General features: G+C 50.0%; 12 protein-coding genes. 4 read left to right on the top strand and 8 right to left on the bottom strand.

The genetic code is table 11. The annotated features are described in order from the left end of the window. Positions 1-97: 97 nt before the first annotated feature. From tatC to ACFFLE_RS04000, 3 genes are read right to left on the bottom strand one after another with little or no spacing between them, the layout of a single operon-like run. Positions 98-988 (bottom strand): twin-arginine translocase subunit TatC, encoded by an 891-nt coding sequence (gene tatC / locus ACFFLE_RS03990; protein WP_380569859.1) that lies wholly within the window; start codon positions 986-988, stop codon positions 98-100. A gap of 9 nt (positions 989-997) precedes the next feature. Beyond that, positions 998-2,728, bottom strand: coding sequence for a GMC family oxidoreductase (locus ACFFLE_RS03995; protein ID WP_380569860.1), 1,731 nt, complete (start codon positions 2,726-2,728; stop codon positions 998-1,000). Continuing rightward, on the bottom strand, positions 2,728-3,510 hold the full coding sequence (locus ACFFLE_RS04000; protein WP_380569861.1) for a gluconate 2-dehydrogenase subunit 3 family protein: 783 nt from the start codon (positions 3,508-3,510) through the stop codon (positions 2,728-2,730). The genes ACFFLE_RS03995 and ACFFLE_RS04000 overlap by 1 nt, the downstream gene beginning before the upstream one ends. A 78-nt stretch (positions 3,511-3,588) precedes the next feature. Here ACFFLE_RS04000 and ACFFLE_RS04005 point away from each other — a divergent pair, with 78 nt between their 5' ends. Further along, on the top strand, positions 3,589-3,984 hold the full coding sequence (locus tag ACFFLE_RS04005; RefSeq protein WP_380569862.1) for a hypothetical protein: 396 nt from the start codon (positions 3,589-3,591) through the stop codon (positions 3,982-3,984). Positions 3,985-4,045: 61 nt separating this feature from the next. Here the strand turns inward: ACFFLE_RS04005 and ACFFLE_RS04010 are convergent, their stop codons facing one another. Together ACFFLE_RS04010 and ACFFLE_RS04015 are read right to left on the bottom strand one after the other, a co-directional pair. Further along, entirely contained in the window at positions 4,046-4,780 is a 735-nt protein-coding gene (locus ACFFLE_RS04010; protein WP_380569863.1) for an MBL fold metallo-hydrolase, read from the bottom strand. Positions 4,781-4,891: 111 nt separating this feature from the next. Continuing rightward, positions 4,892-5,980, bottom strand: a complete 1,089-nt coding sequence (locus ACFFLE_RS04015) for an AI-2E family transporter (protein WP_380569864.1) — start codon at positions 5,978-5,980, stop codon at positions 4,892-4,894. A 147-nt stretch (positions 5,981-6,127) separates the two neighbouring features. Here ACFFLE_RS04015 and ACFFLE_RS04020 point away from each other — a divergent pair, with 147 nt between their 5' ends. The 3 genes from ACFFLE_RS04020 to ACFFLE_RS04030 all read left to right on the top strand — a co-directional run bounded on the left by ACFFLE_RS04020 (position 6,128) and on the right by ACFFLE_RS04030 (position 9,056). Next, complete coding sequence (locus tag ACFFLE_RS04020) at positions 6,128-7,687, top strand: alanine/glycine:cation symporter family protein (protein ID WP_380569865.1); 1,560 nt, start codon at positions 6,128-6,130, stop codon at positions 7,685-7,687. A 65-nt stretch (positions 7,688-7,752) separates the two neighbouring features. After that, complete coding sequence (locus tag ACFFLE_RS04025; RefSeq protein ID WP_380569866.1) at positions 7,753-8,478, top strand: alpha/beta hydrolase-fold protein; 726 nt, start codon at positions 7,753-7,755, stop codon at positions 8,476-8,478. A gap of 65 nt (positions 8,479-8,543) precedes the next feature. Further along, positions 8,544-9,056: a YjcG family protein gene (locus ACFFLE_RS04030; RefSeq protein ID WP_380569867.1), complete on the top strand. Its 513-nt coding sequence runs from the start codon at positions 8,544-8,546 to the stop codon at positions 9,054-9,056. A gap of 271 nt (positions 9,057-9,327) precedes the next feature. Here the strand turns inward: ACFFLE_RS04030 and fabI are convergent, their stop codons facing one another. From fabI to mgtE, 3 genes are all read right to left on the bottom strand, one after another. Next, positions 9,328-10,095: an enoyl-ACP reductase FabI gene (gene fabI / locus ACFFLE_RS04035; protein WP_380569868.1), complete on the bottom strand. Its 768-nt coding sequence runs from the start codon at positions 10,093-10,095 to the stop codon at positions 9,328-9,330. A gap of 159 nt (positions 10,096-10,254) precedes the next feature. Further along, entirely contained in the window at positions 10,255-12,114 is a 1,860-nt protein-coding gene (locus ACFFLE_RS04040; RefSeq protein ID WP_380569869.1) for a cation:proton antiporter domain-containing protein, read from the bottom strand. Positions 12,115-12,124: 10 nt separating this feature from the next. Continuing rightward, positions 12,125-13,471 carry a magnesium transporter gene (mgtE, locus tag ACFFLE_RS04045; protein WP_380570018.1) on the bottom strand — a complete coding sequence of 449 codons (1,347 nt, stop codon included), beginning with the start codon at positions 13,469-13,471 and terminating at the stop codon, positions 12,125-12,127. Positions 13,472-13,509 lie beyond the last annotated feature (38 nt).

Raw genomic sequence — 13,509 nt, forward strand, 5'->3', positions numbered from 1 at the left:
TCCTTTTCCTATATTGTACTATACCAGATATTCACCTTGCAGGTACATTCTGGATAAAATAACTAGGCACAAAAAAGAAGGCTCCTAGAGCCTCCTTTTAAGCTGCTTCTGCCTTTTCCGCTTCTTTTTTGGCGGTGCGCCGTTCTTTGCGCCTGACCAGTACAATACTCACTTCATAGAGGCCGATCATCGGCAACAGAGTGATGATATGCGTGAAGAAGTCGGGTGGTGCGATGATGGCTGTGACGACCATCAAGGCGAAATATGCATACTTCCTTGATTTCCGCATGAACTCTGAGTCAAGCAGTTCAATATGACTCAGGAACAGGACCACTATCGGCAGCTGGAAAATCAGACCGAAGGGAATCGTGGTAATAAGCAGGAAGGACATATATTCATCCGCCGTCACGAGCACATCGAAATTGACCTGCCCCATCTGGATCAGGAAGAAATAGCTGATCGGGTGCACGACGAAATAGCCGAACGACACTCCGATAACGAATAGCACGAGCATGATCGGCAGGGACCCCTTCAGGAATTGGGTCTCCTTCTCGACCAGGCCCGGCCGTACAAACTGCCATAGGAACCAGCATATGAACGGAATGCTCAGCCCAAGGCTGATGGCTGCTGAGGTCTGGATGTAGAAGCGGATTACTTCAAACGGTCCAAGCACCACGATATCTGCGCCCTTCGACACGATCGGGAACCACCAGCCGACGGTGGAGAATATGGTGAAGAACCAGACGACGAACACGATCGCCGACTTGAGGAGCATAGACCTCAGATCTTCGATATGATCCATGAGAGGCGCAAAAGGCTCTTCATGCGTCACCCGTTTCCGCTTCCGCGACGGTTCTTCCGGTGGTGTCGGCGTATTATTGCCAGACCCATTCCCATTTCCACCATTGCCCCCCGCATCAGCGCTTTTATTCTTTTCCGCTTTGCGCTTATCGGTGGGGCTGATGTTCATATTCTGATATGGATCCATTTATATCACCTACTTATCTTCAAGACGTCCGCCTTCCTTGGCGAATCGGATCACCCCTTCAGCACAGCGGTATGCAAGTGCACCCACAGTACCGGTTGGGTTATATCCACTATTATGCACGAAATTTCCCGCGCCGACCACAAAAAGATTATCACGATCCCAGTGCTGCAACCAGGTGTTGACGACACTCTTCTCGGGATCATCCCCCATGATCGTACCGCCTGTGTTGTGCGTGGACTGGTAAGGTACGATGCTGTAGTCGCCGAGTTCTGCAGCTTTCGATACTTCTTTAGCCCCCATCTCCTCAAGCACTTCAGCCGAACGTTCGGCGAGATGCTGATGGCGGGCACGATCCTGGTCTTTGAAGTTGTATGTCAATTTGACGAGCGGCACACCGTAATCGTCCTTATACGTTTCGTCAAGATCGATGTAATTATCCTTATGCGGCAGCGTTGCGCCCTGGCCTGAAACACTTAATGTACGCGTATAGTTTTCGATGGATTCCTTCTTGAACTCGCTGCCCCATGACGGTGTGTCCGGGCGGAGCGGGTTTGTCGCAATCGGACGGTTGCCTGTTTGTGTGACCGAGATGTTGCCGCCATGCAGGAAATCGAGATCCGAATGGTCGAAGTTATCCCCATTGTGGTCATCAAATGCCATTCCTAATGCACCGGCTCCCATGAATGTATTGAATTGCTCATCGAAGAAGCCTGTGGCACCACCAAATATCTGGTAGCAGTAGCTGCGTCCAAGCGTCCCTTCCTCCGTCTCAGGATCATATTGCTTGCCGATGTCTGATACCCTGAGGAGCTTGTAGTTGTTGAATACATAGCTGTTCAGCACAACCACGTCCGCTGGCTGGATGAATTCCTCCCGGGTGCGTGTATCGACATATTTGACGCCGGTCACCCGGCTGTCGTCGTCTTCGTCCGTCAGGATTTCAACGACATTGGAGTGTGTGCGCACTTCAAAGTTGCCGGTCTCCCGGGCAGCTGGTATCACCGTGATTTCAGGAGAGGATTTCGCGCCGTATTCACAGCCGAAACGTTCACAGAACGCACAGTATTGGCAGGCCTGGATCTTTTGGCCGTCCGGATTTTCGAATGCTTCGCTCAAGTTTGCCGAAGGCATCATGATTGGGCTGTAGCCAAGCCCGGATGATGCTTTTTCGAATTTCTTAAGAATCGGTGTCTTGATCATAGGGGGTGTCGGATAGGCATCCGAACGCTTGCCGCCGAGTGGGTTCTCTTCACCGGAAAGGCCGCACGTCTTCTCAAACCGGTCAAAATAAGGTTCCAGCTCATCGTATGTAATGCCCCAGTCCTGGAGTCTGTAACCGTCATCTTCCATCAGTTTATCCTCACCGTACTTCTCTTCCGTCATGCTGCGGATTTCGAAGTCGTACGGCAGGAACCGCCATGTCTGCCCATTCCAGTGCGTCCCCGCTCCACCGAGGTTTTCACCAAGGAGGAACGAGCCGAGCTGGCGCATCGGCAAGGCCCGCTGGTCAGGTGAATTTCTGAACGTCAGCGTCTCTTTGGAGACATCCTGCATCAGTTCATAGCGTATCGCGTATTTGTATTCGTCATGGATATTCTGGTAATCTTCCGTACCCCGTTCCTTACCGCGCTCAAGGCCCACTACTTTTAAGCCTTCTTTGGCTGCTTCAGCTGCTATGATGCCGCCTGTCCATCCAACGCCGACCGTCAATACATCCACTTTATCAAGTTCTTTTGCCATCAGCTTTTACCTCCATATAGAGATTGCGGTTTGATATCCTCAAATTCTCCGCTGTCGATCTTATCGATATACTGGTGCTGGTGTCCCGGGAACTGCTTCATCTTCCATCCTTCCATACCACGGTTGCCGCGGTACATCGGATCGCAGTAGACCCCTTCGATTGTCGCGGAACGCAGCAGGTTGAAGAAGTCCTCCGGTTTTGCTGTCGCAGAAGGCACGCCCATATCCGCTTCACCCTTTTGGAATTTCGTCAGCACTTCATCCATATCTTCTCCGTCAAGCTTTGAAAAATCATCGTCGAATGCCTCGTTGGCTTCCGCATCCAGGCGCTCTATGCCTAAAGTGAACAGTTCCGCCCGCGTCAGGCGCGACTGATAGCCTTGGGTTGGTTCCCCTTCATAGAATGGCCCTTTCATGTATTCTTTGGAGTTGTTGCCGTATGCGCCTGCCAGCTGCATATCAAGGAAATACGGTGCACCGAGCTTGATTGCGCCGGGCCCCATATCATCTTCCGGATAAATGCGCTCCATGGCCTGTGAAATCGTTTCGAACTGTGCATCATTATGGAAGAAGATCCGGCCGGGGTTCTCTGACCCGCCGTCTGCCGCGCCCTCACCCTTGTTCTCGCCACTGGTGTCTGAGGCGGTGTCGCCATCGTTCAAATTATAGCCGACAAAGCCGCCGATCAGGGAACCTCCGATAATGCCTCCCGTGGCCACACCGGTCGTCTTAAGGAAATCGCGTCTCGAAAACTGCTTGTCATCCGATCCTTTCTGCGCCATCTAAAACACCCCTTTGAATTAAATATGTATACAGTATATAATAAACGCACAATCTTTTGAATAGTTAGGAGGAATATTGTGAATTTTTTTAAGTATCTGACATGGAACAACAGTCATATGGATCTGCGTTATGTTGAAAATCCATATGGTGGAGATATCCGGATAACGAAACTTTACCGGGACCCGTCTGCGATAGATCTCGAGCGCATCAACCGTGAATATAGCGAGGAGGTCGCCACAGCCCAACGGGCGATAAGCGGCAACCGTTTGGGTATGCTCCTCATCTTCATGGCCCTCGTCTTCATGCCGGCGCTTGTTTTAAGCGTCATCCAATCGAATGTGCTGCTGATTGCGGTTATCATCATCTATTCCATCATTGCGTACTTCGTTGTGGAAGCGATCAACCAGGTGGAGATCAACCGGGTATTGTATCAGATTGATTCAGAGGAGCGGCGCACTTCAGATGCCGCATAAAAAGGATGGACCCCAAATGGGTGCCATCCTTTTTTTGTCAGGAATCTACACTCTACGTCTCCTATATTTCAACTTGCATGCCGGCCTCGGCCAGCCTAATTTTTTTTACCCTGTGCTGCTTGGCACTGTCAAGCAGTACTTCCAACGCGCCGTGGTGAGGCAAATTTGTAAGTATCGTCTCGGTAGCGTCTGCCTTCGACGCCAGGCGTCCAGCCTCTTCTGCATTCATATGGCCTTCCACTTTGCCGTCATAGCCTTCATACAGTCTACAGTCGGTAATGAGCAGGTCGGCCCCGAATGCAAAGCGCACCAGGCTGCCCCGGTAGCATGTATCCGACGTATAGACGAGGACGGCACCGGTATCATCCGTCACCCGTATTGCATAAGTTTCCGTACTGTGTTCGTTGCGGTGGAACTCCAGTTTGAAGGGACCGACTGTATAAGTCTTTTGAGCCCGGATGGGCTGGAATGTGCTATATCGTGCACGGCGGATCTCGCGTACGGGCAGACCGCCTTCCGGCCCGTACACCTTCAGATTGCGGTCGGTTTTTTTATGTTCCCGTGCCAGTTTCCGCGCCAGTACAAAAGCTTGGATGTCCCCTGCGTGGTCATGGTGGTAGTGTGTCAGGAATATGTGGTCGATGGTGTGGATATCAACATACTTCTGTACTTGGCCGGCTACGCCACTGCCTGCATCGATCAGCAGATTCACTCCATTCTTTTGCATCAGGCAGCCGGATGTCGGTTCCGAATACTTCGGAAAACTGTTCCACATCCCTACTATTGTCACTTTCATGGCATCATCCCCCATCAGGATTATTCCATTACTTATACCCGCTTTTCATCTCGGGCAAGCGGCAATGAGCCATTTCATCATCAAAAAAGACGGGGAAAGTCCCCGTCCGGTCTAGGTATTGCGCGGTTCCGACAGCATCGTATTTCTGATGTTTGCACGGTAGTTCCATATATTTCTGATGACGGTCTTGATTACTGCATAAGTCGGTATCGCAATCAGCATGCCGATGAACCCGGCGATATTGCCTGCCGCAAGAACGACTGTTATGACAGTAAGTGGATGAAGGTTCAGTGTCTGGCCCATTACATTCGGTGTAATCAGATTACTTTCAATCTGTTGGGCGACTAAAGTGATCAGGGACACCCACACCAGCATGATGGGTTCCTGGATCAATGCAAGCAGCGCAGCCGGGATGAAAGCCATCCAGGGCCCGATGAACGGAATCAGGTTCATGAACAATGCGAATATCGCAAGCAGCAGTGCATATTCAAGGCCGATGGAAACATAGCCGATGTAGAGGATGATGCCAAGGATGAAGCTGACAAGCATCTGACCTTGGATGAATGCACGTAAAGTATTGTCTATGTCATGCAGCAGTTCGGTCAGGAACTGCTTGAATGTCCCTTTGAATGGAGACACCATCGCCGGTACGAATTTCTCATGATCCTTCAGCAGGAAGAAGAAGAAGAACGGAATTAGAATGAACGTGATCAGCACGCTGACCGTACCTGATAGGATCGCCATGACATTGCTCGCTACGTTCGACAGCATCTCCGAACCGCGGTCCAGGGCATCCTGGATATATTTCTGCGGATCGAACGGCAATTTATCCCGCTGGGAAAGTGCATAATTGAACAGCTGTTCTATCTCATTCTGAATTACTGGGGCACGGGAAATCAGATTCTGAACTTGCTGCGTCACCATTGGTACGATCAGGATGGTGAGGAGGGCAAGCAAAAGCAGAATGATGACGAAAACCGCCAGAATGCTCGTCAGGCGCCCGGCACGCCGTTTTTCCAGAAAGCGCTGTATCGGCTCAGTGATATAATACAGGAGGCCACCCAGCAGAAGCGGGAAGAAAATCGTCGCGACTACCGTGAATATCGGTTCAAAAATGACCTGGACCCTGATGACCAGCATGATGATCAGCAGTGTAATGATGATTGCAATACCAGTTTGGAACCATACTTTATTAGTCATTGGCATAATCTCCTTACGGGTTGTTAAAGTAGAACCCATTGTATCATAAATTAGAATACCTAATAATATTTATATGGACAAATGAATTGTATACAAGTAAAATTAAAGTTGTCAGAATCTTCAAGACAAAGGGGAAGGGGAAATAGTATGCAGACAATCGTTGATTTTCTTAATGGCCTCGTTTGGAGCTCGCCTCTTGTATACGGTCTGCTGGCCGTAGGACTGTACTTCAGTTTGAGGATGCGCTTCTTCCAGATCAGGCACTTCAAGGAAATGATCCGGCTTATGTTCCAAGGTGAAAGATCACCAGTCGGAATTTCCAGTTTCCAAGCCTTGGCTGTATCTTTATCCGGCCGTGTCGGTACGGGGAACATAGTCGGGGTCGCTACAGCCATCTACATCGGGGGGCCAGGTGCGATATTCTGGATGTGGCTCATTGCCTTCCTAGGGGCAGGCAGCGCATTTGTGGAATCCACTCTGGCGCAGATCTATAAGCAGAATGAAGACAATCAGTACCGCGGTGGTCCAGCGTACTACATAGAAAAGGGGATAGGTGGGAAGTTCGGTAAAATCTACGCCGCAGTTTTCGCACTTGTAACGATTCTTGCCACTGGCTTCCTGCTTCCGGGCATCCAGTCCAACTCTATAGCAGGTTCCATGACGAACTCGTTCACCATGCCACACTGGGTGATCGGCGCGATTCTTGTAGTACTTGTCGGCCTGGTCATCTTCGGCGGGATCAAATCAATCGCCAATGTTGCAACGGCAGTGGTGCCGTTCATGGCTCTCGTATATGTATTGGTGGCCATCATCGTGGTCATCATGAACATCCAGGAAGTACCTGCCATGTTCGCTCTCATCTTCAAAAGTGCCTTTGGCATGGAGCAGCAGTTCGGCGGCATCATCGGCGCGATGATCGCAATCGGCGTCCAACGCGGCATCTACTCCAATGAAGCCGGTCAGGGTACCGGACCTCACGCAGCAGGTGCAGCTGAAGTTTCACATCCTGCCAAACAAGGACTTGTACAGGCATTCTCCGTATATGTCGATACACTTTTCGTATGTACGGCGACGGCTCTCATGATTCTTATGACAGGCATGTACAATGTTTCAGATGGTGAAGGTGGCCTCCTCGTAGACAGTGGTGTCTATCAGGAAACGCCGGGTGGCGAGCAGAACGTAGAAGGCACAGTGGCCTATACACAGGCCGGCCTCGATAAGGCATTCAGTGGCCAGGATACTTTCCAGGCTGGTTTCGTCGGATTCGGTTCTTATTTCATCTCATTTGCACTTCTATTCTTCTGTTATACTACAATACTTGCATACTACTACATCGCAGAGACGAACCTCGTCTATCTGACGAAAGGCCGCTGGCCGATCGTAAAGACTCTGCTCGGCGTGCTGCTGATCGGTTCGGTATTCTACGGCACGATCAACTCGGCTGGATTGGCTTGGGATATGGGTGACCTCGGTGTAGGCCTCATGGCCTGGCTGAACGTCATCGGCATACTCATCCTGCAGAAGCCGGCCATCGCTGCACTGAAGGACTTCGAGAAGCAGAAGAAGGAAAAGGGCTCAGGAAAGTACGCAATCTACTCTCCAGACCCAGCTACAGTCAAATCGGCAGATTTCTGGCATGTGGACTATCCGAAACGCCTTAAGGATGAACAGGAATATAATATGAATTACGGCGATGATGAGCGTTAAATACCATCATTGATGTTTCACACTTGCCCCCTTGTTGGTAGAATAACCAAGAGGGGGTAATTTTTATGGAAATGACACCAGGGAAAATACACAGTATTGATTTCAAATCGGAAATTTTAAATGACACTTATGAAATCCAGTACTATATACCAAAAAACTTTTCAGACCTTTATAAACACAGGGTCATCATTACATTCGACGGCCAGGACTTCTTCCGCTTCGGACAGCTTGAACGGACGTATGAGAAATTGCGTGAGGCAGAAGAGATAGACCGGGCCATCATCATCGGGGTGCCCTACCCTGACGTCGACTGGCGTTATGACCACTTCAGCCCGAACGGCAAGCACCATGAAAAATTCGTTTCTTTCACTGCCCATGAGTTGATGAGTTGGGTTGATGAACACTTCCCGACACTAAAGGTCGGCACTTCCCGCACATTGATGGGGGAATCGCTCGCTGCAAGCTTCGCATTGTCGGTCGCCATCACCTATCCGGCCACATTTTCCAATGTATTGGCGCTCAGTCCTTATGTTGACGATGATTTCATCGCCCGCTTCGAATCCCAAAGTTCACTCATGCATCTTGACATGTATCATACTATAGGGTTGGAAGAGGATGATTTTGAAAGCATCTCGAAAGATCGTGCCGATTTCCTGATGCCGAACCGCAAACTGCATGAGCATCTTTCCACCCGGCTGCTTGAATATAAATATGAAGAGTTAGACGGTGGCCACATCTGGAAAACGTGGAAACCAATCTTGGAACCGGCGATGAAACACTTCTTAAGTTAGAATATTATGGCATTTTGAGAAAACTTTGATATACTTAAGGTATAACAAAGCAGGGAGGAATTACGATGAATTTCGGAATAGCAATGTTTCCATCTAAACAGCTGCAGGATAAAGTCAACCAATATAGAAAAAGATATGATGCGCATTATGCACTGATCCCCCCGCATATCACTCTAAAGGAAAAGTTTGAAGCGGATGAATCCGAAAAAGAAAAAATTTCACAACATCTAAAAGAAATTGCTAAAAAGCACAAACCAACTGACATCGAAATCAAGAAAGTTTCAAGTTTCTCACCGAACTCTCTAGTCATCTATTTCAAAGTAGAAAAGAATGACGAACTTGTCGCTCTGCATGACGATTTGAATGATGGCGAATTCTATGGCGAAAACAGCCATCCTTTCGTGCCACACTTGACGATTGCCCAAGGACAGACTACCCAGGAGTACGAAGACATCTTCGGCCAACTCAGCATGGTGGGCATCGATCACCAAGAAACACTTGATAAAATGAGTCTTCTTTACCAGCTCGACAATGGCGTCTGGCAGGTATATGAAACATATAAACTCGGCGAAGGCTGAGTGTCAAGGAGCGTTCCAATATATTTGGAACGCTTTTTTTTATTGCCCGCTTAAGCTGGATGGTGGTCAGTTTTGATGTAACTCTCGTTCGTTTGTTGCGACGAACGGGAATTAGCACCCCAACTCGCCCTCGTCCGCTCGACGAACGAGAATTAGCACCCCAACTCGCCCTCGTCCACGCGACGAACGGGAATTAGCACCACTCTACTCAACAACGGATACAGCCCGAAATAAAAAAGCAGCACCTTCGGGTGCTGCTTTTTCAGCTATATTAAGCCATGATGTGGTAACCGGAATCGACATGGAGGACTTCTCCTGTGATGCCGCTCGCCAAATCACTGAGCAGGAATGCGACAGTGTTGCCGACTTCAAGCTGATCAACGTTGCGTTTAAGTGGTGCACGTTCTTCAATTTCCTTCAGGATGGATTTGAAATCTCCGACCGCTGAAGAGCTCAAGGTACGGATCGGGCCGGCTGAAACGGCGTTGACGCGGATGCCGGACTCGCCGAGGTCGAGTGCAAGGTAGCGTACGCTGGATTCGAGGGCTGCTTTGGCAACACCCATGACATTGTAGTTAGGCATTGCGCGCTCTCCGCCGAGGTAAGTCATCGTTGCGATGCTGCCGCCTTCATTCATGATTGTTTTAGCATGTTTTGATACCACTGCCAGGGAATACGCACTGATGTCGAGAGCGTTTTTGAAGCCTTCACGGGTAGTATCGCTGTAGCCGCCTTGGAGTTCATCTTTTCCAGCATATGCGATTGCGTGCATCAGACCATCGATGCCGCCTGTCTTCTCGCCGATTTCCTTGAACGCTGCTTCTACCTGCTTGTCGTCCGTGACGTCACATTCCACGATGATGTCGTGGTTGCCTTCTAGGTCACCCAAGATTTTCTCCAGTTCGCGCCTGAAGCGTTCATTCAATATTGTAAATACCAGTTTTGCACCCATTTTATCGAGGGCCCGCGCGGCACCCCAGGCGATGCTGCGCTTATTGGCAACGCCCATGATAACAAAAGTTTTACCTTCGAGATTCATAAGTCATAAACTCCCTTTTTCATTACACATGGATCCATATCCACGTGCTTATGATTTAATGTTAGTACCTACTACTAATCTACAGTTTTTCATCTCTGATTGCAACAAAAAAGAAAGCACCATCTTATAAGAAAAAATGCACCCCGGAGGGTGCATTCGTTAATATAGTTCCAGTTCCCGCTTCAATTCTTCCACATACTCCCTAGATCCCGTCATGAATATACGGTCATCCACCTGGAGTCTGGTATCCCCGTGGGGCACAATCGACTCCTGTCCACGCATGATCCGAAGGAAGATGATATCTGCAGTGAACGGGAAGTCACGCAGGATCATTTCATCGTAGCGGTAGTTGTTCATCTGTATCTCATAGATGGCCGTCTCTTCATCCGTCAGGAGATCCATCATGTGCGGAGATTCGATCAATCCGCGCAATAGTGTCTTCGAGCTCAACAGTGCAGAGAATGGCTCGTATCCAAGTCCTTTGATGGCCTGTTCCCTTGTCGGGTCTTCGATTCTGTAGATGATCCGTTCCACTCCCCGATTTTTAGCCATTTCCGCGACACGCCAATTGATGTCCGCCGCATTGGCTCCGACGACCACGATATCGCTGTCGAATGCATCGGCTGCGTCCAGGGCTTCTTCGGAATACTCCGGTATCTCCTGGAATGAGAGGTTCTCTGTATTCCTTTCCCTAGAGTCGGAAAAATTCTTGTGGAAGATGAGCCTGACATTATACAGACCCCCGGCGACGCTGTGCGCCACCGGCACTGTCAGCTGGTTGTTGCCGAAGATCGTCACATTGATGACACGGTCTTCATTCTCACCTTCCGGGTAGAGCTGCTTGAAGACGACCGGGGTGATGATGCAGGCGATGACAGCACTCAATATGAACATGCCGCTCTCGGAATTCGTTATCATGCCGATCTGTTCGGCGATGACTGCCGCTGCGATGATGAGCGACAGTGTCGAGGTCAACAGGAAACCGGCTGCCGTGACGCGCTTCAAGTCAAAATACCGCAGCAGGAACGCCACCGGTATCAGTTTGCTGAACAGAAACGCAAACAGCAGTACCGGAATCAGTACGAACACCCGGCTGTCCGAAAACAGCGCAGGCAGATTCAACTCAACTCCGACCATGATGAAAAATATCGGGATGAAGAATCCATAGCCGAACGAGTCCAACTTATGGACAATATCCTGGTCCGGCTTCAGCAGGCTGACGATACAGCCGGCGATGAAGGCACCGAGTATATTCTCAGCCCCGACACCTTCAGCCAAAGCGACAAGCATGATGATGAGGGCGAAGACGCCGCGCATCCCGATCTGCATCGTACCGTTATTCAGAGATTTGATGAACTCCGAGCCGTTCATGACACGGCCGAGGAAATAGAATAGGATGGCAAAGGCCACAAGTATCCCCATCAGCCACAGCGGCTTGCTTGCATCCGCGTAGAGCTGGGAATAGAGGGCGAGCATTATCATCGTCGTCAAATCCGCAATGACTGCAATCAGCAGGATGATCTGCCCCATCCGGGTGCTGATCAGATTCGCCTCCTTCAAAGTCGGCACTACGACACCAAGCGAAATGGTTGAGATGATGATGACGAGCAGAAAGACATCGTCAAATATCCCAAGGCCCCGCATAAGCAGCGCAAACAAGAGGCTTAGGCCGAGCATCGCTGCAAATATGCCCGTCGTCAGCATCAGTATGTTCGGCAACGGCCTTTTCAGGATCTTTGATTTCTTCTGGCGACTCGCTTTCTGCGTAAACGCGTCAAAATCGATTTCAAGTCCACTGAGGAACATCAGAAAGATGAATCCAAGTGTAGACAATACCTTCAGCCAAGGGTCGTTGCCGTCGACGATATCGAAAAAGGAGTCGCCGATGATGACGCCTACGATAATCTCCGCCACAACGACCGGCAGGAAGCTGACTTTCAATCTGCTGATGAGTATAGGGGTCAGTAATGCCGCCAGCACAACGATGGCCAACGACACTACGGATGGTCCGTGTTCCATAAGCTACTCCTTATATGAGGTAAGACATTAGTGCGTTAGCAAGTGTGAAATAGATGAGCAGACTGATGATATCGTTTGACGTGGTGATGAACGGCCCGCTCGCCACCGCCGGATCAATATTCAAGCGATCCATCACCAGTGGGATGAGTGTGCCGAGCAGTGTCGCCAACGTCATCGCAATCAGCAGACTGACGCCCACGATCATACCAAGAATTGACGAATCATACAATAAGGTGATGATGGTGAACAAAAGAATCCCGCAGACCGACCCTGTTATCAAGCCGGAACCCATCTCCCGGAAGGCAAGTTTAACCTTGCTCGATTCCTTTATTTCACCGGTCGCAATCCCCCGCACCGCAACCGCCAGAGATTGTGTCCCGCTGTTTCCCGCCATCCCGCCGATGATTGGGATGAATGCACCCAATATGGCAACCTGCGCCAGCGTATCTTCGAAGCGCGTGAGCATTGTAGCGGTGATCATCCCCATGAAAGTCAGACCGATCAGCCACGGCAGGCGCTTTTTGGCTGTGGAGAAGGAAGAATCCGAAGTCGGCTCGATTTCACTCATACCGGCAAGCCTGGAGTAGTCCTCACTTGCCTCTTCATCGATGACGTCCATGATGTCATCGGCCGTGATGATACCGACCAGATGACCCTGATAGTCGACGACCGGCATCGCCAGGAAGTCATAGTCACGCATAATCTGCGCCACTTCCTCCTGGTCGTCCGAAACGCGGGCGGAGACGACACGTTCGATCATGATATCGCCGATATAGGCATCATCATCTGCTATGATCAGTTCACGCAAAGAAAGGATCCCCGCCAGCTTGCGTCCTTCATCGACGACGAACAGGTAGTAGATCGTCTCCGAGTCCGGCGCCTTCAGCTTGAGGTGGCGCATGGCCTCCCTGACGGTCATCAGTGAAGTGAGGCTGACGAACTCCGTTGTCATGATACCACCGGCGGTATCTTCTTCATAATTCATCAGCTTGCGTATTTCCTGCGCGTCCTTCCTCGGCATCAGCGTCAGAAATGAGGTCAGCTTTTCCTTTGAAACGCCGCTCAATATATCCACTGCGTTGTCGTACTGCATCTCTGCAAGCATATCTGCAGCGTAGCGGGCGTCCATCGTTTCGAATATTTCATCATACTCGTCCTCATCAAGTTCTAGGCTGTCGAAGAACTCCCCTACCTCCTCCGGGCTGAGGAAATGGTAGAGCCGCTGCCGATCTTCTTCTTCAAGCAGAAGATAAAATTCACTCTGATCATAATTATGCAGGTCCAGGAAAGCTTCCCGGAAGTCATCTATACGTTCATTCCTGAGGTGATCCAGGAGCACATCGTACTCCATCTCCATCTCAGTCTTCTCGATTGTCTCAACCAATTTTGCCACCA

Source organism: Salinicoccus siamensis (genome assembly GCF_042429615.1).
Taxonomy (GTDB): Bacteria; Bacillota; Bacilli; order Staphylococcales; family Salinicoccaceae; genus Salinicoccus; species Salinicoccus siamensis.

Excerpts from the sequence above, each read along its gene's own strand:
- ACFFLE_RS04010 (WP_380569863.1), bottom strand. The coding sequence starts at position 4,780 with ATGAAAGTGACAATAGTAGGGATGTGGAACAGTTTTCCGAAGTATTCG.
- ACFFLE_RS04000 (WP_380569861.1), bottom strand. The coding sequence starts at position 3,510 with ATGGCGCAGAAAGGATCGGATGACAAGCAGTTTTCGAGACGCGATTTC.
- ACFFLE_RS04025 (WP_380569866.1), top strand. The coding sequence starts at position 7,753 with ATGGAAATGACACCAGGGAAAATACACAGTATTGATTTCAAATCGGAA.
- tatC (WP_380569859.1), bottom strand. The coding sequence starts at position 988 with ATGGATCCATATCAGAATATGAACATCAGCCCCACCGATAAGCGCAAA.
- fabI (WP_380569868.1), bottom strand. The coding sequence starts at position 10,095 with ATGAATCTCGAAGGTAAAACTTTTGTTATCATGGGCGTTGCCAATAAG.
- ACFFLE_RS03995 (WP_380569860.1), bottom strand. The coding sequence starts at position 2,728 with ATGGCAAAAGAACTTGATAAAGTGGATGTATTGACGGTCGGCGTTGGA.
- ACFFLE_RS04015 (WP_380569864.1), bottom strand. The coding sequence starts at position 5,980 with ATGACTAATAAAGTATGGTTCCAAACTGGTATTGCAATCATCATTACA.
- ACFFLE_RS04030 (WP_380569867.1), top strand. The coding sequence starts at position 8,544 with ATGAATTTCGGAATAGCAATGTTTCCATCTAAACAGCTGCAGGATAAA.
- ACFFLE_RS04020 (WP_380569865.1), top strand. The coding sequence starts at position 6,128 with ATGCAGACAATCGTTGATTTTCTTAATGGCCTCGTTTGGAGCTCGCCT.
- ACFFLE_RS04040 (WP_380569869.1), bottom strand. The coding sequence starts at position 12,114 with ATGGAACACGGACCATCCGTAGTGTCGTTGGCCATCGTTGTGCTGGCG.
- mgtE (WP_380570018.1), bottom strand. The coding sequence starts at position 13,471 with ATGGAGATGGAGTACGATGTGCTCCTGGATCACCTCAGGAATGAACGT.